This window comes from Sinorhizobium sp. B11 (assembly GCA_039725955.1).
Lineage (GTDB): Bacteria > Pseudomonadota > Alphaproteobacteria > Rhizobiales > Rhizobiaceae > Rhizobium.
In genome coordinates, this window is record CP091034.1 from 958,102 (window position 1) to 981,095 (window position 22,994).

Below are 22,994 nucleotides of genomic sequence, written 5' to 3' on the forward strand. Positions count from 1 at the left end.
AAAGCTTTTGATAGCACTCAGGAAATCCGGTTTCGCTCGACGGTCAGCTGCTTATAGCGGGAGTTATTGTCAGCAAGCTCGTCAGAAACCTGCTTCTCCCACGCGAACCCCATCACAGCGCCCTTGCCCATCTCCTGGAAGATATTGTCGGTGATCACGGCGGAACCGGCGCCCTCGGCAACCGAGACCGCGCAGCCAACCGGCGACTTGCGCACGACATTGCTGTTGACGACGACATTGCGCAGATAAGGCCCCCAGCCGATCTGCAGCCCCCAGCGCGGCGCATCCTCGATGACATTGCCAGACACCAGAGTATCGGCCTCCGCCGCAATACCGATGCCGAAGCCGACCTCGTGCTTGTAAGGCCCCTTGAGCGTCAGGTTGCGGATGACATTGCCCGTCACACTTGCCAGTCGGCCGCCCTGGTCGAAATTGGCAATCGATATGCCGTTTGCCGCCCCGTCGATCACATTGCCGGAGACGACCGCGCCGACGAATTCGAACTCCACGTAGATCGCCGTCTCGCCGGAGCGGCGGCATTGGTTGTTGCTGATCAGGATGTTGGAGCCGGAATTGGCGCGAACAGCGGTGAAGGCGCAGTCGGAGATCTGATTGTTCGTCACCGTTACGCCATCGGCGCGGAAAATATTGATGCCGTTGCCGTTCTCGCCGGTGCCGCCATCATTGGCGCGGATATTGAAAACGCGGTTGCCGGACACGACCGTGCCATCCTCGGCCTTCTTCCAGCGGTGCACCAGAATGCCGCCATTGCCGCAATCCGAAACCGTATTGCCCGATATTTCAAGTCCCGAAGATTCCACCGCATAGATACCGGACTGTCCGGCGGCGGAAATCGTGCTGCGCTCGATCCGCCCGCCGCAGCGCTCGAGTTGCAGGGCGTGCTTGCGGCTGCCGATGATCTCGCAATTGTCGATCAGGACCTCACCGACACCGGTGAACTGGACGAGCCCGCCGGCATAGTCCGCAAGCAAGCGGTTCGATCCGTCGATCACGAGGTTGGAAAGCTCGATGCGGCCGACATTTTCGGCTGCGAAGAGATGGCCTTCGCCGGTATAGACGATCCGCGTCGCACCGGGCACGCCACTGATGCGCGTATTGTCCGGCAAGGTCAGGTTGGAGATCGGGTAGGTGCCCGGCGGCAGGAAGACCGGTGCGTTCTCGCGAGCCGCCTGCTCGATCATCTGCTGCAGGTTACGGTTCTTCCTGTCGCCGCTCTCGGGAACGGCGCGATACCGGACCGCATTGATCGAGCCGCGCAGATCGGGTTGCTCCGCACCAACGGGAGCCGCCGTCATGGCTGCCGCGGAGGCGGCCAGCATGCCAAGCAGATCTCGCCGGGAGATTTTGCTGAAATCTTTCTTCATATCGGTGCCCACGCAGGAAACATGCCAGTAGAAATGTCCTCTTTTGATGCATATCCGCAAAAGAAGAATAACCGTCGGTCGAGTAAGAAACGCAACCTCTCGGATATTGTCGTCTTGTTCACCTTTCCATTTAAACAACCTGAAGGAAATGCTCGCTATTTTGGAAAGCGGTTTCAATTATGACTATTGTGGACAGCGCCTGAGGTTACCGGGAGAACAGCGTCATGAATGGAATTGGTGCCCGGCGTTGGGAATCTGGTGATAGCTTCAGTGCCGAGACACAACGTATCGTAGCTGCCACCGAGGCAATGATGGCGGCGACCGCGCACCATCTTTCCGAGGGCATAGAGAACCTCCGCCTCAAGGCGATCGTCCACGAGCTTCCCGATTTTCTGTACGTCAAGGATCGCGACGGCCGCTTCGTTTTCGCCAATGCTGTCACGGCGCGCAGCCACGGATTTGAGAACGCTGCCGAGATCGCCGGCAAGCGTGATTTCGACCTGTTCGATTTTGAGACGGCCCGCCGGTATTTCGATGTCGAGCAGGAGATCATGTCGGGCGGCGAGCCCCGCATAGACCTGGAGGAATTCGTGCCGCTGCCTGGTGGCGGTACCATGTGCCGCCTGACCTCCAAGATACCGCTGCGCAACGATCGCGGCGAAGTCGTCGGGCTCATCGGCGTCTCCCGCGATATTACCGAGCGCAAGCGGCAGGAGGAGCTCTATCGCGGCCAGGCGAACCTCTTGGAAATGATCGCCCGCAATGAACCGTTGCCGATGATCCTCGAAGCGCTGGTGCTGATGATCGAGCGGCAGATGACCGGCATTTCCGGCTCCGTGCTGCTGCTGGACAGCGAGGGTACGCGGCTCTACCACGGCGCGGCTCCCAATCTGCCCGGCGCCTACAGCCGCATGATCGACGGCGTTGTCATCGGCCCGAAGGTGGGCTCCTGTGGCACGGCAGCCTGGCGTGGCGAAACCGTCATCGTCGAGGACGTCATGGCCGACCCGCTCTGGGAGGATTTCCGGGCGATGGTCAGCCAGTTCGGCTTCCGCTCCTGCTGGTCGACGCCGATCTGCACCTCGCAGAAGAATGTCCTCGGCACCTTCGCGCTTTATTCGAAAGAGACGCGGCGCCCCACCGAACACGAAATGAAACTGGTGGCGCTCGCCACCCACGTCGCCGGCATTGCCGTAGAGCGCAAGCGTGTCGATGACCGCATTCATTTCATGGCCCATCACGACGATCTTACGGGCCTGCCGAACCGTGCTTTTCTGAAGGAGCGCATGGCGAAGATCCTCGATCAGGCCCGGCGCAACAACCGCAAGGTCACCGTTGCCTACATCGATCTCGACAATTTCAAGGAGATCAATGACACGAGCGGCCACGCCGCCGGCGACGAGGTGCTGAAGGAAACCGCCACGCGCATGGCGAATTGCGTACGGGCTTCGGATATGGTCGTACGCCTCGGCGGTGACGAATTCCTCGTCGTGCTCGTCCACCAGTCCAGTCACGATGCCGGCATCATGCGGCGCCTGCGCGATCTGCAGAAGGCGATTTCCAAGCCGGTCCGCTCCGTTGTGGGTGAAATCGCTGTCACCTCGAGCATCGGCATCGCCGCCTTCCCATGGGACGGCGCCACACCGGACGAACTGCTCACCAATGCCGATCGCGCCATGTACCGCGCCAAGCAGCTCGGTCGGAATACGCTGCAATATCACGACGGCGTTGTAAGCGATTCCGTCGACCTGCCGCTCACCGAACAGGAGGAATTGCGCCAGGCGATCGTCGCCCACCAGCTTTTCCTGCTCTATCAGCCGCAGGTCGATGTCACGACAGGCCGCGTTACCGGCCTCGAAGCACTGGTGCGCTGGAACCATCCGACGAAGGGCGTGATACCGCCTGCCAATTTCATTCCGCTTGCGGAGGAAACCGGTCTCATCGTGCCGCTCGGCCTGTGGGTGCTGAACGAGGCCTGTCGCCAGGCTCGCGCCTGGCAGGACATGGGCCTGACGCCACTGACCATTGCCGTCAATGTCTCGCCCAAGCAGTTTGCCGATCCGGACTTCGCCTCCCACGTCGCCGAGGCGATCGACAGCCATAGGCTCAATGCGCGATGGCTGGAGCTGGAGGTGACCGAAAGCGTCATCATGCAGGATGCGGCCAGAGCGCTCGCCATCATGCTCTCTCTGCGCGCGCTCGGTGTGCGCCTGTCGATCGATGATTTCGGCTCCGGCTATTCCTCGCTTGCCGCATTGAAGACCTTTCCCTTCGACCGGCTGAAGATGGACCGCTCGCTGGTCGAGGCTCTGCCTGCAGATACGACTGCCGTTGCCATCGCGTCGGCCGTCATTTCGCTTGCCCAGACACTGAAGCTCTCAGTGCTCGCCGAAGGCGTGGAAACCGATGCGCAGCTGGATTTCCTGCGCCACGCAGGGTGCGAGGAGGCGCAGGGCTATCGCTTCTCCAAGCCTGTTGCGCCGGAAGAAATCGTCGTCATGCTGCTCGCGCGGGGCGCTTGATCACTTCACCAGATCGGCGACCGTCTCGATCTCGTTCGTCCATATGCCGCCGGAGTAATTGGCTGGCAGTTGCGCAAAGCGTTCGGCACTGTCGATACCGGTCGAAAAGCCGCCGCCGTGATAGGGGCCGATCACGAAGACCAGCGTATTCGCATCCTGCATGCGGTTGAGGAACCTGTCGGGCCAGCCCCACAGCCAGGGCGCGTAATTGATCGGCACCAGCATCATCACATTCCTGCAATCGGCAGGCAGCGCACCCGTCCAACCATAGCCGATATAGCCGGTAAGGCAGCCCATGAGACTGGCGCGCGAAGCCGTGCGGATCTCGGGCGCCAATTGCCTGAAGCGATCGATCGGCTCATCACCGCCATAAACGATGATCCTGGCGCGCCGCTCAGCCGGCAGGCCATTCAGCACGGCAGCGAGCTTTTCGCCCTCCGCGGGGTCGCGGCTTTTGACATTGATGAGCAGATGTTTGTCCGGGAAGGTAGAAAGCACCTCATCCAGGGTCGGCATCTGACCGACGCCTTTGCCACGAAAAGGAAATGTCTTGCCGTTATCGGCGGTGTAGCCATAGCCGATATCGAGCAACTTCATCTCGGTCATGGAATGCTCCCGCGTCACGCCATGCCCATCTGTCCGGCAATCGAGTGTCCAGTCATGGAAGATGGCAAATTGCCCGTCCGTCGTGGGGTGGATATCGATCTCCACCACGTCCGCACCCGCATTAAAACCCGCCTGCATAGAGCGGATCGTGTTCTCCAGATAGTCGTGCTTTGGCGGCAGCATGCGTGTAGCCGTGCAGGTGTCGTTCTTGAGATCCGTCTCATCGAAACGCTGGGCAATGCCGCGATGCGCCAGAAGCAACGGCTTGCCCTCGCGATGTTTGGCTAGAAAGCTGGTATTGTTGAGATAAACTGCGGCGACAAATACGAGAATTGCCGCGCCTGCATATTTGAGCTTCCGTCCCATCATCCCCTCCGGCCATGCCTCGGCAATGGCTAGAAAGCGATTCCGGTGGTTCTTTGGCTCATTTGGGGCTTTTGTGCGTTAAAGCTCGCCTTCACGTTGCAGAAACCCTATGTTTAGCCCACAAAACAGGGAGATGGTGATGGCGGCGATTGCACTTTTTCACTCGGTCTACGGATTGCGGTCCCTTGAACGCGACGCCGCGGCGCGTCTGCGCGCGGCAGGCCATCAGGTCGTAACGCCGGATCTTTACGAGGGAAGGGTAGGGAGCACGCTCGAAGAAGGCTTTGCCCTCAGGAAAGAGATCGGCTGGGCCGAACTTTGCGGGCGCGCTGAAAAGGCGATCGCCGACTTGCCGGCATCGGCCGTCCTCGGCGGCTTCTCCATGGGCGCAGGCGTAGCCGCGAGCCTCTGGCCGGGACGACCGCAAGCGGCCGGCATCCTCTTGCTGCATGGCATCGCAGAAATTCCGGCAAACGCGCGCGAAGGCATTCCCCTTCAGGTCCATCTGGCGGACCCCGACGAGTTCGCGCCCGCGGACGAGGTGGCTCCATGGCGCGCGCATGCCGCAAGAGCTGGTATCAGCCTGGAGGTCTTCCTCTATCCCGGCGTCGGCCATCTCTATACCGATCCGTCGCTGCCTGACTACGATGCAAAGGCGGCGGAGGCCACCTGGAGCCGCGTCGACACTTTCCTCGCTGCGCTCTGAACCGCTCAGGGACCGTTCACCAGCTTCAGGATGAGCTGCTGGATATTGCCGCCTTCGCTCATTTCCACGCGGTCGAAATCCCGGCCGCGCTGACGCTGTCTGTTGGAGAGCTCTCCGAGCCGCACCGTCAGCTCCGGCCTGATCTTCTTGCAGCCGGGATCATCAGGCACGGAGAAGCCGTTGCTCAGCGTCTCGATCTCCTTGACCATTTCGATGATCGTCTCGCCGTGCCAGCGCTCATGTATGCGCACACCCGCTATGAAGCTCTCCCAACTTGCCTTGGTCGCCGCCGGCAGGTCGTTCGGCGCCTTCGGCAGCGTGTAGATGATGATGAGCTTCGGCTTTGCAAAAGTCAGCGTGCAGGCACTGCCTTGCTGTTCGTATTTGCGCGTCCAGGTCAGCTTGAAAGTCGTATGCGCGATGACCCGGCCCGGCCCGACCTGCGGGCCGCGCTCGCCGATGGACTGGTAGAGCTGCATGCCGGTGCGGCCGGCGATTGCATATGCCTTCACTTCCTCGCTCGGTTGCCAGTCGGTTCCCGCGGCTGCGGCAGGCAGAGCCAGCCCGAACGCCACCAACGCATATCCGAAAACAGTCCTCATATGCCTCTCATCCGCTTCCTTGCCGAGCGCGGGCGAAGCTAACGAGGCTTGGCGGCGGATGCAATGGACAGAGGCCGCATAGCCCGTCTTCACCGCTGAATTTGGTTCTGCGTATCCCTCTGGCGCAAAACGCATTTCCCACTATCTTTGCTGTCATGAGACCAGACGCGCTGCTCTATCCCGCCCCAGAAGGGCTCTATTGCCCGGAAGGCGGCTTCTATGTCGATCCGGTGCGGCCGGTGGAGCGGGCGCTGATCACCCATGGCCATTCCGATCACGCGCGTCCCGGCCACGTGAATGTGCTCGCCACCCGCCAGACACTTGATATCATGCGCATCCGCTACGGCGACGGCTTCTCTGCCAGCGAACAGCCGGTCGCTTTCGGCGAAGAACTCGTCGTCAACGGCGTGAAGGTAAGCTTCCATCCTGCCGGCCATGTGTTGGGCTCGGCCCAGATCGCCATCGAGAAGAATGGCACGCGCATCGTCGTATCGGGCGACTACAAGCGCCGGCCCGACCCGACCTGCGAAGCCTATGTGCCCGTGCCCTGTGATGTCTTCATCACCGAGGCGACCTTCGGCCTGCCGGTCTTCCACCATCCCGATCCGATCGACGAGACCGGCAAGCTGCTCGCCTCGTTGCGCCAGTTTCCCGAACGCACACACCTCGTCGGAGCCTATGCGCTCGGCAAGGCACAGCGTGTCATCCGCCTGCTGCGCGACGCCGGTTACGGTGAACCGATCTATATTCACGGCGCGATGGAACGTCTCTGCGATTATTATGTCAGCCAGGGCATCGATCTCGGCGAATTGTTGCCGGCCACGATCGAAAGCCGCGACAAGTCCATTTTCAAGGGCGCCGTCGTCGTCGGCCCGTCCTCTGCCTTTGCCGACCGCTGGGCCCGCCGCTTCAACGATCCGCTGCCGTCCTTCGCCTCCGGCTGGATGATGGTGCGCCAGCGCGCCAAACAGCTCGGTGTCGAACTGCCGCTCGTCATCTCCGACCATTGCGACTGGCCGGAACTGACCGAGACGATCACCGAGCTTGCCCCGCAGGAGGTCTGGGTCACCCATGGCCGCGAGGAGGCACTGGTGCGCTGGTGCGAGCTCCAGGGCATCAAGGCCAAGCCGCTGCACCTGGTGGGTTATGAGGACGAGGGGGATTGAAGCATGAAAGCCTTCGCCGACCTCCTCGACCGCCTGGTCTTGACCCCCAGCCGCAACGGCAAGCTCAAGCTGCTGACCGACTATTTCCGCGACACGCCTGACCCTGATCGCGGCTATGGCCTTGCTGCCATTGCCGGCACGCTGGAGGTGCGCAACGTCAAGCCCGCGATGCTGCGCGAACTGGTTCTGGAGCGCATGGACGATGTGCTCTTCCGCTACTCCTATGATTATGTCGGCGACCTCGCCGAAACCATCTCGCTGGTCTGGGATAATGAACGCGATATCGACCGCTCTGCGCTCGCCCAGCCGCGTCTTGGCGAGGTGGTCGTCAGGATGAATTCGCTTGGCCGCACGGAAGTACGCAGCTTCGTGCGCGACCTGCTCGATCGTCTCGATTCCTCCGGGCGCTTTGCCTTCATCAAGCTCGCGACCGGGGCGTTGCGCATCGGCGTTTCCGCCCGCCTCGCCAAGCAGGCGCTTGCCGATCTCGGCGGCAAGGACGTGACCGAGATCGAAACTCTGTGGCACGGCCTGCAGCCGCCCTATGAAACGCTCTTCAAATGGTTGGAGGGTGGTGAGGAAAAGCCGGTGCTTGCAACGCCTGCGATCTTCCATTCCGTGATGCTTGCCAATCCGGTGGAGGAGGGCGATCTCGATAGTCTCGACGCCGCCAATTATGCCGCCGAGTGGAAATGGGATGGTATTCGCGTCCAGCTCTCCCGCTCCGGCGAGACACGCAGGATCTATTCCCGCTCCGGTGATGATATCTCCGGTGCCTTTCCTGATGTTCTTGATTCAATCAGCTTTTCCGGCGTCATCGACGGAGAGCTTCTGGTTGGCGGCACGGCGCGTTCCAACAACCCGACCCGCACCTTCTCCGACCTGCAGCAGCGCCTGAATCGCAAGACGGTGACGGCACGGATGCTGGAAGAATATCCGGCTTTCATCCGCGCTTATGACATGCTTTTCGACGGCGACCAGGACGTGCGCGGCAAGCCCTATATCGAGCGTCGCGACCGGCTCTCGGAAATTATCGACCGCGCCCCGCACGACCGCTTCGACCTCTCGCCTCTGGTGCCGTTCTCCACCTGGGAGCAGCTGGACGATCTCCGTGCTGCCCCGCCCGATCCCGTTATCGAAGGCGTGATGATCAAGCGCCGCGACAGCATCTATCAGGCTGGTCGCATGAAGGGGCCGTGGTTCAAGTGGAAACGCAATCCTTACAATGTCGATGCGGTGCTAATGTATGCCCAGCGCGGCCACGGCAAGCGCTCCAGCTATTATTCCGATTTCACCTTCGGCGTCTGGGCGGAGGATGAGGATGGCGAACAGCTCGTCCCTGTCGGCAAGGCCTATTTCGGCTTCACCGATGCCGAGCTCGAAGTGCTGGACAAGTTCGTGCGCAATAACACGACCGAGCGCTTCGGCCCGGTCCGCGCAGTGCGGGCGGACAAGGAGTTCGGCTTCGTGGTGGAAGTCGCCTTCGAGGGAATCAATCGCTCCACACGCCACAAGTCGGGCGTAGCCATGCGGTTCCCCCGCATCGCGAGATTGCGCCCCGACAAGCCCTCCTACGAGGCCGATCGCTTGCGCACGCTCATTGCTATGATCGACGCCAAGGCGGGTTGATATCATCTGCCTGCGCAAAAATGACGCAGTCCCCCGTTTTCAACAGCATGTGTATTGGCGGCAAGGTTCGTCCGGTGCAGATTTTTTGGGCCGGGGAAATGATGGGTGCCGCGTATGAGCTCGCAAGAACGAAATGCCTTTTTCCGTCAACGCCGCGGCGTGCTTGCAGGGATAGCCGGCTCTCTTATGCTGCCTCGCCTCGCGAATGCCTTCGATGTCCCGGATGTTCCAAGGCTCGCCAAGCATGACTATGCCAGTGTCCGCCATCACTTCCGCACCAAGCTGCTGCAGAAGGGGCCGGCGCCGGATAAATATGAGCCGCTGACGGCACCGGCCGATGCCGACCGGATATTCTACCGCTCCGGCTATGGCGGCGAGCTGGAGTTGACGGCCTGGGTGTCCAAATACAAGCGCGGGACCAAGTCGAAGCCCGGCATCCTCTTCCTTCACGGCGGCAATGCCATGGGCATTGGCCATTGGCAGCTCATGAAGCCCTACGTGGATGCCGGCTATGTGGTTATGATGCCTTCCATGCGCGGCGAAAACGGCCAGATGGGCAATTTCTCCGGTTTCTATGACGAGGTGGACGACGTGCTCGCCGCAACCGAGCGCCTGCGCCATCTGCCGGGCGTCGATCCCGCACGCCTCTTCATTGCCGGCCACAGCATCGGCGGCACGCTGACCATGCTGACGGCGATGAGTACGCATCATTTTCGGGCGGCGGTGCCGATTTCGGGCAATGCGGATGCCTTCCGCTTCTTCAACCGCTATCCCGAAGACATCCGCTTCGACGATTCCAACGCGCATGAATTCGAGGTACGCACGGCGCTTTGTTATGCGCACAGCTTCAAGTGCCCGGTACGTGTGCTGCACGGAACGGAAGAGTCTCATTTCAACGATCGCGCCGATCTTCTCGTTTCGCGTGCCCGTGCGGCCGGTACGCATATCGAAGCAGATACCGTTGACGGCAACCACACTTCGGCACTGCCGGCCGAGATCGCGCAGAGCATCGAATTCTTCCGTGGTGTGGCGGCCTGACAGTTACCGGATGCATGTCCGGCAGGGACCTGCGTCATCCGTCTTTTTCGGCGGGTTCCAGCTTCTGGCACCAGCCTCGCGCCAGCCGCGAATGCCATCCTGTGAGCAGATAATGCTGTCTCCGTGATCGCTGATGAGGGTAGATTCATGAATTTTCTGCGCCGGGCTTTCCCGTTTGTCGGGCTCGCGGCTGCTGCAACGATGCTCAGCGGCTGCAACATTCTTGTCCCCGATGTCGCAGCCGATTCGCCTGCGCGCTTCGTGCAGGAGATTTCACCGGTCTTCTACGAGCCGCCGGGCGTCGATCCGCGTCGCGTCAAGCCGCTTCCCGATCAACCGGTGCCGCATACACGCGAACTCTACAGGACGCAGTTCAATCAGACCTACGGTCTGCCGGTCAGTAACCCGCTGAACCTCGACATGGGCATGTACGGCCAGGTCAGGGACGGCGATTTCACGCTGCCGGCCATCCCGGCCACTCGCATCCGTCCGGAATATCTGCGCCAGGAGGTCGAGTACCAGACCAACGAACGCCCCGGCACGATCGTTGTCGATACCCAGGACCGCTTCCTCTATTTCGTTGAAGGCAATGGCAGGGCCATGCGTTACGGCGTCGGCCTCGGCCGCGAGGGATTTGCCTGGAAGGGCCGTGGCGTCATCCAGTGGAAGCAGAAGTGGCCGCGCTGGACGCCGCCGGTCGAAATGGTCTCCCGCCAGCCGGAGGTTCGCCCCTTCTCGGCGGAAAATGGCGGCATGAATCCGGGCCTTGCAAATCCGCTCGGCGCCCGCGCCATGTATATTTTCAAGGATGGCCAGGACACGCTCTATCGCATTCACGGCACCCCGGACTGGCAATCCGTCGGCAAGGCGGTTTCCTCCGGCTGCGTACGCATGCTCAACCAGGATGTGGTCGACCTCTACGACCGCGTGTCGGCCAAGTCGGAGATCGTGGTGATGTAGGGCTGCAACAGGGCAGGCGAGATCGTCTGCCCGAAGCCGGACACGTCTGCGTGATGCTATGGTTTATTTAGTATAAGCCGATAGATTTTTTCCTTGTCGATTTCGGCATTGGACGAATCAGGGGTGAGCTGCGTTTATGGCAAGCCCCGCATCACGAAGGAAATCAGTCCCGCGTCATGAGCCTCGATAACCCCATCTCCCGTCGTAGCTTTCTTTCCTTTTCGGCTTTGACAGCGGCTTCCGCGCTGGCAGGCTGTGCCTCCACTTCGAATACGGTCGAAAATGGCGGCATGTCGATCAGCTACCGTTCGCCCTTCCGCGCGTTCCAGACGACGAGCGTACCCAGCGAAGCAGAACTTGCCGTCATGTACGGCCCAATCGAAGACGGCGGTTTCCTCATCCCCGCCGTTCCTTACCAGCAGATCGACCCGCGCTACTATCGCCAGCAGGTCGTGGATCCGACCGGCCAGCCGCCGGGCACGATCGTCGTCGATACGCCCTCGCGCTTCCTTTATCTCGTCCAGCCCGGTGGCATGGCGATGCGCTACGGTGTCGGTATCGGCCGCGAAGGTTTCGCCTGGTCGGGCAATGGCGTCATCCAGTGGAAGCAGAAATGGCCGCGCTGGAAGCCGCCGAACGAGATGGTCGCCCGTCAGCCGGAGCTTGCGAAATACTCGATCGAGCGTGGCGGCATGGAGCCAGGTCTCTTGAATCCGCTCGGTGCGCGTGCGCTCTACATCTTCTCGAACAACGAAGATACGCTCTACCGCCTGCACGGCAACCCGGAATGGCGCTCCATCGGCAAGGCGGTCTCGTCGGGCTGCGTGCGCCTGCTCAACCAGGACATCATCGACCTCTACGACCGCGTTCCCAACAAAACCCCGATCGTTGTTTGGCAGTGAGCTGCGGTCGGGCGTAGCCCGAGCAATCGATCCAGTGAATCGATTGCAGCAGCGAACGCCCGAAGCGTAAGCGCAGGGCTGGAAGGGTGCCTAACCCCAAAACACAAAAAACCGCCCAACACGGGCGGTTTTCTTTTGACTTGATAGTTACGCCGCCTCAGCGCAAATCCCAGCCTTGCAGCCCGAAGCAAGTAGCGCCTTGTCCGCCACCTCGACAAACAACTGCCGAAACCACGACGCCCGCTCGTCCGCCCTGTCCACCCGCCGATACAGCATCGACACAGGGTCGGCCGGCAGCTCGATCGGCGGCATCGAGACCTCGAGATTGTGAAGCTGCGCCATGCAGCGTCCGAGCGATTCCGGCACGATGGCAATCGACGGCATGGCTCTGAGCGCCGGCGGCACCGCAGAATAGCGGGGCACCGTCGCCACCACGTTGCGGCTCAAACCCACCTTGTCGAGCGCGGCATCGACCGCCGTCGTCGCACTACCGACAAAGGAGATGGCGATATGCGGTGCGGCGACGAAATCCTCGACGCTGATTGGCGGCTTCAGTTTCAATTGCTGCGGGTCGTAAATGGCGATCGAACACTGCTCGAACAGTGGCATGCGGATGTGCCAGGAGGCGGGTTCGCCATGCACGGAAATGCTGAATTCGTAAGCGCCGTCATCAAGCATCTGCGCCGCATCGCGTTTGTCGGCTGCCACGCCCACGAGCCGCGCGCCCGGCGCAAGCTGACGTAGCCGCGCAACCAGCGGGCCGAAGAAAGCGGTTTCCAGATTGTCGCACATGCCGACGCGGAATTCACCCTGCCAGGTCGACGGGTCGAAACCCTTGGGCGGGCGGATCGCCCGTTCGATGCCTGAAAGAGCATCCTCGATCGCTGGGGCGATCGCCAGCGCCCGCGCTGTCGGCTGCAGGCCGCGGCCGACGCGTATGAAGAGTTCGTCGTCCAGCGCCTCGCGCAATCGCTTGAGCGCGGCGGAAAGTCCGGGCTGGCCGAGCAACAGCCTTTCAGCTGCACGGCTGACATTGCGCTCCTGCATCAGCACTGAAAAGGCAAGCAGAAGGTTCAGATCGATTTTGCGAAGGACAGCATCATTCATCATTATGAGTAATACCTGACATGGCTACTATCAATTTGCAATAGGGTTTGAAGCTGTACATTTTCTCGTTCCCTGCCGCCCGCCAGCCTCCCGGCGACGACGGCAGCAAAGAAGGAACCGAGATCGATGACCAATTCCCCATCTCCACGCGGAGCCGGCCTGGCGTTGCTGCTGCTCTGCGCTGCGAATTTCCTTGACGCCATGGATGTTTCCACCATCGGGGTCGCCCTGCCTGCCATCCAGACCGAACTTGGTATGCCGCCAACCTCGCTTCAATGGGCCGTCAGCGCCTATGTGCTGGGTTACGGCGGGTTTCTGCTGCTCGGCGGCCGTGTCGCCGACCTCTTCGGCCACCGCCGCGTCTTCCTCTGGTCGCTCGGCATCTTCGCGGCCGCCAGCATTGCCGGCGGTTTCGTCGATAGCGGCCCGACGCTGATCGCTGCCCGCCTGGTAAAAGGCATCGCCGCAGCCTTTACCGCCCCGGCGGCCCTTGCCCTGCTGCTCTCCGTCTTCGGCGAGGGCGAGAAGCGGGCCAAGGCGCTCGGCGTCTTCGCCTCGACGGGCGCCACCGGCTTCGTGCTCGGTATGGTGCTCGGCGGTGCCGCCACTCTCGTGAGCTGGCGGGCAACGCTCGTCATGGGCGCTCCGGTCGCAATCCTCACGCTGGCGATCGCTCCCTTTGTCCTGCCTCCGGATACGCGGCGCGGCGAGGGACGCAAGCATTTCGACTGGGCGGGCGCCTTGACGATCACCCCCGGCCTGCTGCTCTTCGTCTTCGGCATTACCAACGCTGCCGCAGCCGGCTGGAATGACTTCTTCACCTGGGGCTCGCTCGTTGCTTCCGTGGTGCTGATCGCACTCTTCCTGATCGTCGAATCGCGCCATGCCGATCCCATGGTGCCGCTGCATATCTTCCGCCGGGCAAAGCTCAGCCATGCCAATGCCATCGCCGCTTTGTTCCAGGGCGCCTATGTCGGCTTCCAGTTCATCGCCACGCTCTACTATCAGGATGTGATCGGCTGGTCGGCCTTTGCCACCGGCTTCTGCTTCGCCTTCGGCGGTGTCTGCGTGATGTTCCTTGCACCGCGTTTTGCCACTGTCGCGCAGAACCGCGGCACGACGGGCCTGATGGCGGTTGGCGTCGGGCTGCAGGCGACGAGCTATATCCTCTGGGTTGCTCTGGTCGGCCACATCGATCCGATCATCCTGGTTGCCTTGAACCAGATCCCGCTCGGCGTCGGCTATGCCATGACCTATCCGGCAATCCAGGTTGCAGCACTGTCTGATGTCGAGGAAGACAAGTCCGGCCTTGCCTCCGGCCTGCTCTTCGCTTCCTTCCAGATCGGCGGCGGCATCGTGCTTGCGGCCGCTTCCGCCATCTTCGCCGCAGCCCCGCACTTCGGCTGGGATCCCTATGTCGGCGGCATCGTCTTCGTGGCGCTGCTGGCGATCCTGATCACCCTGCTTGCCGCTGTCGGCCCGAAGAGCGCCACGCTTCGCCCGCAGGCATATCAGGCAGCGGAATAATGCAAATTGCCCGCGCCGGGGTGGCGCGGGCATCGTCTTTCAGGCCGTGCTTGGCCTCGGCCTATATGCTTGCGTTGAGATTTCCGCGCAGCCGGGTCAGCATGTCGCGCATGACCGCCATTTCCTCCAGCGTGCAGCCGATCGCCTCGCCGATCGACGACATGATCGTATTGACCTCGCCCCTCATCGACTGACCTTTCGGCGTCAGCGACACGATGACCTGTCGCTCGTCGCGGGAATCACGGGTGCGCTTGATAAGGCCGTTCTGTTCCAGCCGCTTGAGGAGAGGGGAGAGCGTGCCGGAATCGAGATCGAGCTGCTCGCCGATCGTCTTGACCGGCAGTTCGGCTTTTTCCCATAGAACCAGCATGACGAGATATTGCGGATAGGTCAGGCCCACCTTGTCGAGTATAGGCTTGTAGGCGCGGGTGAAGGCATGCGCCGTCGCGTAAACCGCGAAACAGAGCTGCTTCTCCAGCCGCTTTTCCTCTTCCGGTATTTCCATCACTTTCGCCGTTCTCGCTTTCATCGCTGTCATCCTCAGAGGTCCCATTGTCCTCTTTTCAAATTCCGAATGCAATTTGCAAAATTCACTTGCGTACAATTTAATTGGGCGTTATTAAAAACTCAACCCGAACGAACGGGGCCAACCAAAGGAGATTGTCATGCCTATTCTCTACACGACCAAAGCTTCCGCCACCGGTGGCCGCGCAGGCCGCGCCGTTTCCGAAAACGGCGTTCTCGACGTCACGCTGACCGTGCCGAAGGAACTCGGCGGCGACGGCGCAACAGGCACCAATCCCGAACAGCTCTTTGCGGCCGGTTATTCCGCCTGCTTCCTCGGTGCCTTGAAATTTGTGGCCGGCAAGGAAAAGGTCAAGATTCCCGAGGAAACCACCGTCTCCGCAACCGTCGGCATCGGCCCGCGTGAAGATGGCGGCGGCTTCGGCATCGAAGTGGCCCTGACCGTCAACATCCCGGGTGTCGACCGCGAAACTGCCGAAAAGCTCGCAGCTGCGGCCCACATCGTCTGCCCCTACAGCCACGCCATGCGCACCTCGACCGAAGTTCCGGTCACGGTTGCCTGATTACTTGCTACACCAGTGAACAAGGGCCGGGGCATTGCTCCGGCCTTTTCCTTTGGATCAATGCGCCGCCTGCTGTGCTGGCCCGGGCAACTGATCGGCATCGGTCAGGGTGCCGAGGAAAGCGACGATATCGTCGATTTCCGATTCCGTCAGTGCCGGCGGATCGCCGGGCTTGCGGCCGAAGGGCGGGTCCTGATTGAGATTGCCCCAATAGGCTTCCGGTATATCGTCATATTTGCGGATCGTGCCGTCGGCGTTCTTCGGATACCAGCGGCCCGGATCGCTGTCGCGTGTGGCATAGAAGGAAACAACGTCGCGCAACGAGTGGAAATAGCCATTGTGGAAGAAGCTCTTCTTCAGTGCCACATTGCGTAACGTCGGCGTGCGGAACAGGCCGCAATAATCCGGCCGATCCTTGAAATCGGTACGCTGAGGGCCGCAAAGGCCGAGATCATGGTAGTTGGGATCGGCATTGGCCGGGATTGCCATGTTGCGCGGTACCGCGAGACCGAGGAAGCCGAAGTCGGAAAATTGCGGCGGCTCCCCGTCGTTGGCGGGCTCGCTCAGATGGCAGCTCGAACAGTTTCCCTTGGCCGGATCTTCGAAGAGTTCGCGCCCGTGAAGCTCTTGCGCCGTCAGGGTGCCCTTGCCGGCAAGAAAGGCGTCATAGCGGCTGGAATAGGGATAGAAGTCTGCGCCGCTCTGCTCGAAAGTGCTGAGCGCCTCGACTGCCCCTTGGAAGGCATCCCCGGCGTTGCCGAAGACATCCTGGCCGAAAATCTCCCTGAAATCGTCGGCATAGGCAGCCTTGCTGAGCGAGGCGACGACCTGGCTTTCGTCCTTGTTGCCCATTTCGAAAGGCGAAAGCAGCGGGATCTTCGCTTGGTCATAGCCGTGGTCCACGCGCCCGTCCCAGGTCAGGCCGCCCGTCGGCCCATTGTCGACGCTCTCGTCGCCTTCGTCCTCGGAATCGTAGAAATGCTCGGTGAAGGAAGGGACCGCCTGCAGGTAGCGCAAGGTCGGCACCGCGCGCAGGCCCGGCCGGTCCAGATGCGCCCCGCCCATTTCGACCGGTGTCGCGGTATCAGGAGCGAAACCATGATGCGGGTCGTGACAGGAGGCGCAGGCCTGCATGCCGGAGGCCGAAAGCGAGGAATCGAAGAACATCTTGCGGCCGAGTTCCGTCATCGCCTCGGCGCGGGCATAGGCTTGTGCCCGCGACATCGGGCCGGGGTGCACGCCGCCGGTGACGGCCGCGCTGCTTTGCCGCAGGGGAAAAAGGCTGAAGCCAAGCGTGCTGGCCGCCAGACCAAGCGCCAGTCCGGACCGCAGAAGCCAGATAATCTTTGTCGCCATGTCAGCGATTCCAACGAGTTAACATAATACATGCTCATGATCGAACCTGACTGCAACAGATTGATGACGCGCGCGTACCGGCCGCAGCAACAACCCGCCCGATGTCACAAAGTTGATAGATGGCGGGAATAGCGTCTCGCCTGCGCTGGGTCTTTCCACGTCCGCCCGACGCCCCTCTAGCCACGCCCCCTTAGCCATGAGGTATCCCGCCATGACCAGACTGAAATTCCTCCGCAATCTTTCGCTGGCCGGCTCGGCCATGCTGCCGCTGGCGCTTGCCACGGCCGCCCATGCAGCGCCCGCCGGCATGGACAAGATCCAGAATATCGTCGTCATCTACGCTGAAAACCGCAGTTTCGATAACCTCTATGGCAGCTTTCCCGGCGCCAACGGCCTCGCCAATGCAAGCGAAAGCCAGGCACGCCAGCTCGATCGCGATGGCGCGCCGCTTTCCGAACTGCCGCCTTCCTGGGGCGGTCTCACCGCCAAGGGTGTGACACCCGCCGTCACCGAGGCCCAGTCCGCTCACCTCGCCAATGCCGTCTTCTCGATCGACGATCCCAAGGGCTTTGCTCAATCGACCAATGTCATCACCCGCGACCTCTGGCACCGCTTCTACGAGGAGCAGATGCAGATCGATGGCGGCAAGAACGACAAGTTCGTCGCCTGGGCTGATTCCGGCAGCCTCGTCATGGGCCACTATGACGGCTCGATCCTGCCGATGTGGCAGGTCGCCAAGAAATACGTCCTCGCCGACAACTTCTTCCAGGGTGGCTTCGGCGGCTCCTTCTTCAACCACTTCCAGCTGATCTGCGCCTGCGCGCCCTATTATGCGGATGCCGACAAGAGCCCCGCCAAGCCCACGATCGCCAAGGTCGATGCCGACGGCATTTCGCTGACCGTTGCCGAAAATGCACCAAAATCCGCGCTCGACGGTGCCCCGAAATTCGTCTCCGACGGCAACCTCACGCCGGATTTCTATGCCGTCAACACCATGCAGCCGCCCTACCAGCCGAGCGCCAATCCACCGGCCAAGGACGGTGATGCAGCCTATGCCGATCCCTCGCAGCCCAACACCTTGCCGCCGCAGCACGAGATCACCATCGGCGATCTCCTGTCACTAAAGGGCGTCAGCTGGGCATGGTACGGCGGCGCATGGCAGGCAGCCCTCGATGGCAAGAACGCCACGCCGGTGCCGAACTTCCAGTTCCATCACCAGCCCTTCAACTACTTTGCCAATTTTGCGCCGGGCACGCCCGCCCGCGCCGAGCATCTGAAGGACGGCGGCCTCGGCGGCGAAGGCTTCATCAAGGATATCGACGACGGCAAACTGCCGGCCGTTTCCTTCTACAAGCCGCAGGGCAACCTCAACGAACATGGTGGCTACGCCGATGTCTCGAGCGGTGACCAGCACCTCGCCGATCTCGTCTCCCATCTCGAAAAGAGCCCGCAATGGGGTCATATGCTCGTCATCGTCACCTATGACGAAAACGGCGGCTTCTGGGATCACGTCGCTCCGCCGAAGGCCGACCGCTGGGGCCCGGGCAATCGCATTCCAGCCTTCATCATCTCGCCCTATGCCAAGGGCGGCATGGTCGATCATACGCAATATGACACGACCTCGATCCTGCGCCTGATCACGGCCCGTTACGACCTGCCGGTGCTTCCGGGCCTGCTTGCCCGCGACAGGGCGCTGGCGCTGAACAACGAGCCGCCGATGGGCAACCTGACGGCATCGCTCGACCTGACGCGCTGATCGTCACGATAACGTTGTCTTCTCCCCAGACATTGGGGAGAAGACTTCTTGCTTTCGGATGTCTTATCCGTTGAGCGCGCGCATGCCGACTTCGCTGTAGCGATCTCCGATAGCGCGGGGCAGGGCGCCGGCGATTTCCTCGAGATCCTGCTGCGTCAGGTCAACGGCAGCCGCTCCAAGATTTTCGTCGAGCCGCGTGCGGCGGCGCGTGCCGGGAATAGGCACGATATCTTCGCCCTGAGCCATCACCCAGGCGAGCGCCAGCTGTGCGGGTGTTGCGCCCTTGCGGCGCGCAATCTCTTCGACTACCGCGACCAGTTCAAGGTTCCGCTGCAAGTTCTCACCCATGAACCGCGGCGAGCTGCGCCTGTAGTCGTCGGGCGCGAGTTCGTCGACAGACTTGATCGCTCCGGACAGGAAACCGCGTCCGAGCGGCGAATAGGCGACAAGCCCGATCCCGAGTTCACGAAGCGTCTGCAGCACGCCGTCTTCCGGCTCGCGCGACCAGAGCGAATATTCGCTTTGAACGGCAGTAATGGGATGCACGGCATGCGCCCTGCGGATCGTCTCGGCGCTGGCTTCCGACAGGCCGATATGTCGGACCTTGCCGGCTTCGACGAGTTCCTTCATCGCGCCCACCGTCTCTTCGATCGGTGTATCGGGATCGACACGGTGGAGATAGTAGAGGTCGATATGGTCGACGCCGAGCCGGCGCAAAGACCCTTCGCAGGATGCCTTTGCATAGTCTGGCCGTCCGTTGGCCGACTGGGCGCTGACGCCGGGCATCGCTCCAGCTGCTCGTACGATGCCGAACTTGGTTGCCAGTACCACCTGGTCACGCCGGTCCTTGATCGCTTCCCCAACGAGTTCTTCGTTGGTGTGCGGACCATAGGTATCGGCCGTATCGAGCAGGGTGACGCCGCGCTCGAGCGCATGATGGATCGTGGCGATCGCCTCACCTCTATCGTCCGCCGTTGCGCCATAGGCCCAGTTCATGCCCATGCAGCCGAGGCCGATCGACCCGACCTCAAGTCCTTGCCCGAGCCGGCGTGTCTGCAATCTTCCGTTTGTCATCTCTCATCCTTTCTTCCGCCTCCTCATAGGAAGCGATTTTGCCGTCGAGGACGCGAAGGCAGGATTCGAGATCGGCCACATGGGCCCGGACATGCTCACGATGCTTTTTGAGCATCTCGCGACGCTCGCTGAAAGTGGCTTTCCCGCTACCGGCAAGCTTTGCATAAAGCAGCATGTCGCGGATCGGCATGCCGGTCGTCTTCAGACGGCCGAGAAACTCGATCCAGGAAAGGATTGAAGCGTCGTAGTCGCGTTGTCCGGATCGGTCGCGATCGGCATAGGGCAGCAGGCCGATACGCTCGTAATAACGCAGCGTATGAGCCGACAGACCGCACCGTTTCGCGAGGTCACTGATCTTCATGAAACACCTGTTCTCGTCACGACGCCAAGGAAGCTACGGCTTCGAGCGCGCTCTAAGTCAAGAGGCTTTTTAAGGCTGATTTTGCAGTCGTCTTGTCCCTGGCTGCAGGAAGATCACGCCAGGTATTGCAGGTCTCGCCTCAGCCCATCCGCATTGCCCCCGGGCATTTTCGCCTCGAGCGACGCATGCGTGCTTTCCCAGATTGGCAGAGCCTTCTGCAGCACGGCTCGCCCCTCATCCGTCAGCCGGAGTAGCCGGCCGCGCCGGTCTTTCGGGTTGGGCACGATGTCGACCAACCCCCTGCGCTGCAGCGGTTTCAGCGCTGCCGTCAGCGTCGTCTGGTCCATGGCAAGCAGGCTTGCGACCGGGCCCATCGGCGGCGGTTCCGGCCGGTTCAAGGACATCAGCAGCGAGAACTGCCCGTTGGTCAATCCGACGGGCCGCAGCGCATCGTCGAACAGGCGGCCAAGCGCGCGGGCGGCGCGTTGTACGTGCAGGCAGAGGCACGTGTCGCGCACCAGAAGCGTCGTAGAAAATGGAATCATTATCGCGTTTGACATGACCCATTTCTATTGATATCAATCTATTTAGTCAAGAAGAGGAGACTATTTGCCGGAACGTGCCGGCCGCGCCGGAGGAGGGCGTAGACCATGCTGAACAAGGTAACTCAAAATCCCGTCGTTTCCCGCGAGCAATGGCTTGAAGCCCGCCGCTCCCTGCTCTCGAAAGAGAAGGAGGCGACGCATCTCCGAGACAAGGTGAATGCCGAACGCATGGCTTTGCCTTGGGTGAAGGTGGAGAAGGACTACACGTTCGACACGCCTCAGGGGCCGAAATCGCTCGCCGACCTCTTCGATGGCCGCAGCCAGCTCATGGTCTATCACTTCATGTTCGGCCCCGAATGGGAAGCCGGATGCCCGGGCTGCTCGTTCCTGGCCGATCATCTCGACGGCACGTTGGCTCACCTCAACCACCATGACGTCACCCTTGTTTCCGTCGCCCGCGCGCCGCTCGCCAAGATCGAGGCTTACAAGACGCGTATGGGCTGGAAATTTCCCTGGGTTTCGTCTTTCGGCAGCGACTTCAATTTCGACTATCACGTATCTTTCACGCCCGAGGACCTTGCCAAGGACAAGGTCTTTTACAATTTCACTTCCGTAGCGCCTGATGAGGCCAATGACGAACTGCCCGGACTTTCGGCCTTCTACAAGAATGAGAAGGGTGAAGTGTTCCATACCTATTCGAGCTACGCCCGCGGCGCGGAAGAAATTCTCGGCACGTTGATGATCCTGGATCATGCCCCCAAGGGTCGCAACGAGGATTCGACGATGGATTTCGTGAAGCGTCACGATGAATATGAGGAAGCCCCCCAGGCCTCATCCTGCTGCCACTAACGCAGTTCCCGCAAAACTGTCGTGTGGTTCTGCGTTTGGAATTGCGTGAAGCATCCAGCCAGCCATCCATCATCCGGAGGAGAAGGACGATGAAGACTGCAGAAGTGCTGAAGGAGCATGCTTTCCTGGAGAAAATGGTCGGCGACTGGACCGTCGCCGCCTCAGACATGACCGGCGACAAGCCTTGGCAGGAGACCGTTCGCTCCCTGCAGGGCATCTGGTTCGTTGCCGAAGGAGCCGGTCAAATGAGCGACGGCAAGCAGGCAACGACAATCCTGACCCTCGGCTACGACTCCAGCAAAGGCAAATATGTCGGCAGCTGGATCGGCTCGATGATGGATTACATGTGGGTCTATGAGGGCGAGGTCGATCCCTCGGGAAATGTTCTGTCGCTCTACACCAGAGGGCCGGCCTTCGAAGGCGACGGTCTTGCTGATTATCGCGAGCAGATCGCCTTTCTCGACGACAATGTCAGGACCTTCACATCGAGCGCCAGGGAAGCCGACGGCACCTGGAAGCAGTTCATGGAAGTCAAATATACCCGCAAGGGCTGAATTCGCCGGGGCATCTCAAGCGCAATTCCAGCAAAAGTGCGAGAGCGGTTTTGTGTCCGGAATTGCGTGCAAACAACGAGACAGAACTCAAGCGTGGACCGAGGAGAACACGATGTCCAATACGCATGGCAAGTTCATATGGTGCGAACTGATGACGCCGGATCCCGATGCGGCGGCAAAATTCTACGGATCGGTCGTCGGCTGGACATCGAGCAAAATGCCGGCGGTGGACCAGCCGGAATATGTCATCTTCGAAGCAAACGGCGTCAGGGTCGCCGGCATGATGCCCTTTCCCGCAGAGCTGGAAGGGCAGGGCATCCCGCCGAACTGGACTGGTTATGTCGCCGTCGACAATGTCGATCAGTCGGCACGCGACTTTTCCGCAAATGGCGGCACCATCCGCCGCCAGCCTGCGGATATTCCAGGCATAGGCCGTTTCGCGGTCGTCGCCGATCCGGACGGAGCGGTGCTCTGCATCATGACGCCGCTGCCGATGGAAAACCCGCCGCCGGAATTACCCTTCGACACGCCCGGCCATGTCGGCTGGCGCGAGCTCTATGCCAATGACGGGGCAAAGGCTTTCGACTTCTATTCCAGGCTCTTCGGCTGGACGAAGGATCATGACTTCGACATGGGGCCAATGGGCGTCTACCACATCTTCGCCGAACACGGAAAACAGACCGGCGGCATGATGACCCGCCCGCCTGAGGTCGGCATGGCCTTCTGGTCCTACTATTTCACCGTGCCCGCGCTCGATGCTGCGATCGAGCGCACCAATGCCGGCGGCGGCAAGGTCGTCAACGGTCCGATGGAAGTCCCCGGCGGCTGGGTCTGCCAGGCCGTGGATCCGCAGGGAGCATTTTTCTGCCTCTCGGCGGCTGTGCGGTAGTCATCG

Annotated in this window: 22 protein-coding genes; 13 read left to right on the forward strand and 9 right to left on the reverse strand. The window is 61.2% G+C overall.

Going from position 1 to position 22,994, the window contains the following annotated elements; translation table 11 throughout:
• Nucleotides 1-17: 17 nt before the first annotated feature.
• Complete coding sequence (locus tag LVY75_14500) at nucleotides 18-1,340, reverse strand: TIGR03808 family TAT-translocated repetitive protein (protein ID XAZ25721.1); 1,323 nt, start codon at nucleotides 1,338-1,340, stop codon at nucleotides 18-20.
• Between the two features lie 269 nt (nucleotides 1,341-1,609).
• On the opposite strand from LVY75_14500, the gene LVY75_14505 reads away from it, so the two are divergent.
• A complete protein-coding gene (locus LVY75_14505; protein XAZ24418.1) occupies nucleotides 1,610-3,907 on the forward strand; it encodes an EAL domain-containing protein in 2,298 nt (765 codons plus the stop codon).
• Here LVY75_14505 and LVY75_14510 read toward each other — a convergent pair whose 3' ends face one another.
• On the reverse strand, nucleotides 3,908-4,879 hold the full coding sequence (locus LVY75_14510) for a glycerophosphodiester phosphodiesterase (protein ID XAZ24419.1): 972 nt from the start codon (nucleotides 4,877-4,879) through the stop codon (nucleotides 3,908-3,910). It lies immediately after the preceding gene.
• A 139-nt stretch (nucleotides 4,880-5,018) separates the two neighbouring features.
• Here LVY75_14510 and LVY75_14515 point away from each other — a divergent pair, with 139 nt between their 5' ends.
• Entirely contained in the window at nucleotides 5,019-5,585 is a 567-nt protein-coding gene (locus LVY75_14515; GenBank protein ID XAZ24420.1) for a dienelactone hydrolase family protein, read from the forward strand.
• Nucleotides 5,586-5,590: 5 nt separating this feature from the next.
• Here LVY75_14515 and LVY75_14520 read toward each other — a convergent pair whose 3' ends face one another.
• A complete protein-coding gene (locus LVY75_14520; protein ID XAZ24421.1) occupies nucleotides 5,591-6,187 on the reverse strand; it encodes a DUF922 domain-containing protein in 597 nt (198 codons plus the stop codon).
• 155 nt (nucleotides 6,188-6,342) lie between these two features.
• Between LVY75_14520 and LVY75_14525 the strand changes: the two genes are divergently transcribed.
• From LVY75_14525 to LVY75_14545, 5 genes are all read left to right on the forward strand, one after another.
• Complete coding sequence (locus LVY75_14525; GenBank protein ID XAZ24422.1) at nucleotides 6,343-7,353, forward strand: ligase-associated DNA damage response exonuclease; 1,011 nt, start codon at nucleotides 6,343-6,345, stop codon at nucleotides 7,351-7,353.
• 3 nt (nucleotides 7,354-7,356) lie between these two features.
• Nucleotides 7,357-8,982, forward strand: coding sequence for a cisplatin damage response ATP-dependent DNA ligase (locus tag LVY75_14530; GenBank protein XAZ24423.1), 1,626 nt, complete (start codon nucleotides 7,357-7,359; stop codon nucleotides 8,980-8,982).
• Nucleotides 8,983-9,096: 114 nt separating this feature from the next.
• The gene (locus LVY75_14535) at nucleotides 9,097-10,020 is read left to right on the forward strand and encodes an alpha/beta fold hydrolase (GenBank protein XAZ24424.1); all 924 of its coding nucleotides are present in this window, start codon (nucleotides 9,097-9,099) and stop codon (nucleotides 10,018-10,020) included.
• Between the two features lie 147 nt (nucleotides 10,021-10,167).
• Nucleotides 10,168-10,980 carry a L,D-transpeptidase gene (locus tag LVY75_14540; protein ID XAZ24425.1) on the forward strand — a complete coding sequence of 271 codons (813 nt, stop codon included), beginning with the start codon at nucleotides 10,168-10,170 and terminating at the stop codon, nucleotides 10,978-10,980.
• A 176-nt stretch (nucleotides 10,981-11,156) separates the two neighbouring features.
• Nucleotides 11,157-11,882 (forward strand): L,D-transpeptidase, encoded by a 726-nt coding sequence (locus LVY75_14545; protein ID XAZ24426.1) that lies wholly within the window; start codon nucleotides 11,157-11,159, stop codon nucleotides 11,880-11,882.
• A 147-nt stretch (nucleotides 11,883-12,029) separates the two neighbouring features.
• Here LVY75_14545 and LVY75_14550 read toward each other — a convergent pair whose 3' ends face one another.
• Nucleotides 12,030-12,992, reverse strand: a complete 963-nt coding sequence (locus tag LVY75_14550) for a LysR substrate-binding domain-containing protein (GenBank protein XAZ24427.1) — start codon at nucleotides 12,990-12,992, stop codon at nucleotides 12,030-12,032.
• A 123-nt stretch (nucleotides 12,993-13,115) separates the two neighbouring features.
• Here LVY75_14550 and LVY75_14555 point away from each other — a divergent pair, with 123 nt between their 5' ends.
• Entirely contained in the window at nucleotides 13,116-14,516 is a 1,401-nt protein-coding gene (locus tag LVY75_14555; GenBank protein XAZ24428.1) for an MFS transporter, read from the forward strand.
• Between the two features lie 61 nt (nucleotides 14,517-14,577).
• On the opposite strand, the gene LVY75_14560 is transcribed toward LVY75_14555, so the two are convergent.
• Nucleotides 14,578-15,054, reverse strand: coding sequence for a MarR family transcriptional regulator (locus LVY75_14560; protein XAZ24429.1), 477 nt, complete (start codon nucleotides 15,052-15,054; stop codon nucleotides 14,578-14,580).
• Between the two features lie 127 nt (nucleotides 15,055-15,181).
• Here LVY75_14560 and LVY75_14565 point away from each other — a divergent pair, with 127 nt between their 5' ends.
• A complete protein-coding gene (locus tag LVY75_14565) occupies nucleotides 15,182-15,604 on the forward strand; it encodes an organic hydroperoxide resistance protein (GenBank protein XAZ24430.1) in 423 nt (140 codons plus the stop codon).
• A gap of 57 nt (nucleotides 15,605-15,661) precedes the next feature.
• Here LVY75_14565 and LVY75_14570 read toward each other — a convergent pair whose 3' ends face one another.
• Nucleotides 15,662-16,960: a cytochrome-c peroxidase gene (locus LVY75_14570; protein ID XAZ24431.1), complete on the reverse strand. Its 1,299-nt coding sequence runs from the start codon at nucleotides 16,958-16,960 to the stop codon at nucleotides 15,662-15,664.
• A 211-nt stretch (nucleotides 16,961-17,171) separates the two neighbouring features.
• Here LVY75_14570 and LVY75_14575 point away from each other — a divergent pair, with 211 nt between their 5' ends.
• Complete coding sequence (locus tag LVY75_14575) at nucleotides 17,172-18,716, forward strand: acid phosphatase (GenBank protein ID XAZ24432.1); 1,545 nt, start codon at nucleotides 17,172-17,174, stop codon at nucleotides 18,714-18,716.
• A gap of 63 nt (nucleotides 18,717-18,779) precedes the next feature.
• Here LVY75_14575 and LVY75_14580 read toward each other — a convergent pair whose 3' ends face one another.
• The 3 genes from LVY75_14580 to LVY75_14590 all read right to left on the reverse strand — a co-directional run bounded on the left by LVY75_14580 (nucleotide 18,780) and on the right by LVY75_14590 (nucleotide 20,711).
• Nucleotides 18,780-19,775 carry an aldo/keto reductase gene (locus LVY75_14580; protein XAZ25722.1) on the reverse strand — a complete coding sequence of 332 codons (996 nt, stop codon included), beginning with the start codon at nucleotides 19,773-19,775 and terminating at the stop codon, nucleotides 18,780-18,782.
• The gene (locus LVY75_14585) at nucleotides 19,744-20,151 is read right to left on the reverse strand and encodes a MerR family transcriptional regulator (GenBank protein ID XAZ24433.1); all 408 of its coding nucleotides are present in this window, start codon (nucleotides 20,149-20,151) and stop codon (nucleotides 19,744-19,746) included. The genes LVY75_14580 and LVY75_14585 overlap by 32 nt, the downstream gene beginning before the upstream one ends.
• 113 nt (nucleotides 20,152-20,264) lie before the next feature.
• The gene (locus LVY75_14590; GenBank protein XAZ24434.1) at nucleotides 20,265-20,711 is read right to left on the reverse strand and encodes a MarR family transcriptional regulator; all 447 of its coding nucleotides are present in this window, start codon (nucleotides 20,709-20,711) and stop codon (nucleotides 20,265-20,267) included.
• Nucleotides 20,712-20,801: 90 nt separating this feature from the next.
• On the opposite strand from LVY75_14590, the gene LVY75_14595 reads away from it, so the two are divergent.
• The 3 genes from LVY75_14595 (at nucleotide 20,802) to LVY75_14605 (ending at nucleotide 22,988) form a co-directional block, all read left to right on the forward strand.
• Complete coding sequence (locus LVY75_14595; protein ID XAZ24435.1) at nucleotides 20,802-21,545, forward strand: thioredoxin family protein; 744 nt, start codon at nucleotides 20,802-20,804, stop codon at nucleotides 21,543-21,545.
• Between the two features lie 89 nt (nucleotides 21,546-21,634).
• Nucleotides 21,635-22,099 (forward strand): DUF1579 domain-containing protein, encoded by a 465-nt coding sequence (locus LVY75_14600; GenBank protein XAZ24436.1) that lies wholly within the window; start codon nucleotides 21,635-21,637, stop codon nucleotides 22,097-22,099.
• 112 nt (nucleotides 22,100-22,211) lie between these two features.
• Nucleotides 22,212-22,988 (forward strand): VOC family protein, encoded by a 777-nt coding sequence (locus tag LVY75_14605; protein XAZ24437.1) that lies wholly within the window; start codon nucleotides 22,212-22,214, stop codon nucleotides 22,986-22,988.
• The last annotated feature ends 6 nt before the right edge of the window (nucleotides 22,989-22,994 follow it).

Excerpts from the sequence above, each read along its gene's own strand:
- LVY75_14515 (XAZ24420.1), top strand. The coding sequence starts at position 5,019 with ATGGCGGCGATTGCACTTTTTCACTCGGTCTACGGATTGCGGTCCCTT.
- LVY75_14570 (XAZ24431.1), bottom strand. The coding sequence starts at position 16,960 with ATGGCGACAAAGATTATCTGGCTTCTGCGGTCCGGACTGGCGCTTGGT.
- LVY75_14550 (XAZ24427.1), bottom strand. The coding sequence starts at position 12,992 with ATGATGAATGATGCTGTCCTTCGCAAAATCGATCTGAACCTTCTGCTT.
- LVY75_14520 (XAZ24421.1), bottom strand. The coding sequence starts at position 6,187 with ATGAGGACTGTTTTCGGATATGCGTTGGTGGCGTTCGGGCTGGCTCTG.
- LVY75_14600 (XAZ24436.1), top strand. The coding sequence starts at position 21,635 with ATGAAGACTGCAGAAGTGCTGAAGGAGCATGCTTTCCTGGAGAAAATG.
- LVY75_14605 (XAZ24437.1), top strand. The coding sequence starts at position 22,212 with ATGTCCAATACGCATGGCAAGTTCATATGGTGCGAACTGATGACGCCG.
- LVY75_14525 (XAZ24422.1), top strand. The coding sequence starts at position 6,343 with ATGAGACCAGACGCGCTGCTCTATCCCGCCCCAGAAGGGCTCTATTGC.
- LVY75_14505 (XAZ24418.1), top strand. The coding sequence starts at position 1,610 with ATGAATGGAATTGGTGCCCGGCGTTGGGAATCTGGTGATAGCTTCAGT.
- LVY75_14535 (XAZ24424.1), top strand. The coding sequence starts at position 9,097 with ATGAGCTCGCAAGAACGAAATGCCTTTTTCCGTCAACGCCGCGGCGTG.
- LVY75_14545 (XAZ24426.1), top strand. The coding sequence starts at position 11,157 with ATGAGCCTCGATAACCCCATCTCCCGTCGTAGCTTTCTTTCCTTTTCG.
- LVY75_14585 (XAZ24433.1), bottom strand. The coding sequence starts at position 20,151 with ATGAAGATCAGTGACCTCGCGAAACGGTGCGGTCTGTCGGCTCATACG.
- LVY75_14560 (XAZ24429.1), bottom strand. The coding sequence starts at position 15,054 with ATGACAGCGATGAAAGCGAGAACGGCGAAAGTGATGGAAATACCGGAA.
- LVY75_14590 (XAZ24434.1), bottom strand. The coding sequence starts at position 20,711 with ATGTCAAACGCGATAATGATTCCATTTTCTACGACGCTTCTGGTGCGC.
- LVY75_14555 (XAZ24428.1), top strand. The coding sequence starts at position 13,116 with ATGACCAATTCCCCATCTCCACGCGGAGCCGGCCTGGCGTTGCTGCTG.
- LVY75_14565 (XAZ24430.1), top strand. The coding sequence starts at position 15,182 with ATGCCTATTCTCTACACGACCAAAGCTTCCGCCACCGGTGGCCGCGCA.
- LVY75_14510 (XAZ24419.1), bottom strand. The coding sequence starts at position 4,879 with ATGGGACGGAAGCTCAAATATGCAGGCGCGGCAATTCTCGTATTTGTC.
- LVY75_14595 (XAZ24435.1), top strand. The coding sequence starts at position 20,802 with ATGCTGAACAAGGTAACTCAAAATCCCGTCGTTTCCCGCGAGCAATGG.
- LVY75_14575 (XAZ24432.1), top strand. The coding sequence starts at position 17,172 with ATGACCAGACTGAAATTCCTCCGCAATCTTTCGCTGGCCGGCTCGGCC.
- LVY75_14540 (XAZ24425.1), top strand. The coding sequence starts at position 10,168 with ATGAATTTTCTGCGCCGGGCTTTCCCGTTTGTCGGGCTCGCGGCTGCT.
- LVY75_14500 (XAZ25721.1), bottom strand. The coding sequence starts at position 1,340 with ATGCTGGCCGCCTCCGCGGCAGCCATGACGGCGGCTCCCGTTGGTGCG.
- LVY75_14530 (XAZ24423.1), top strand. The coding sequence starts at position 7,357 with ATGAAAGCCTTCGCCGACCTCCTCGACCGCCTGGTCTTGACCCCCAGC.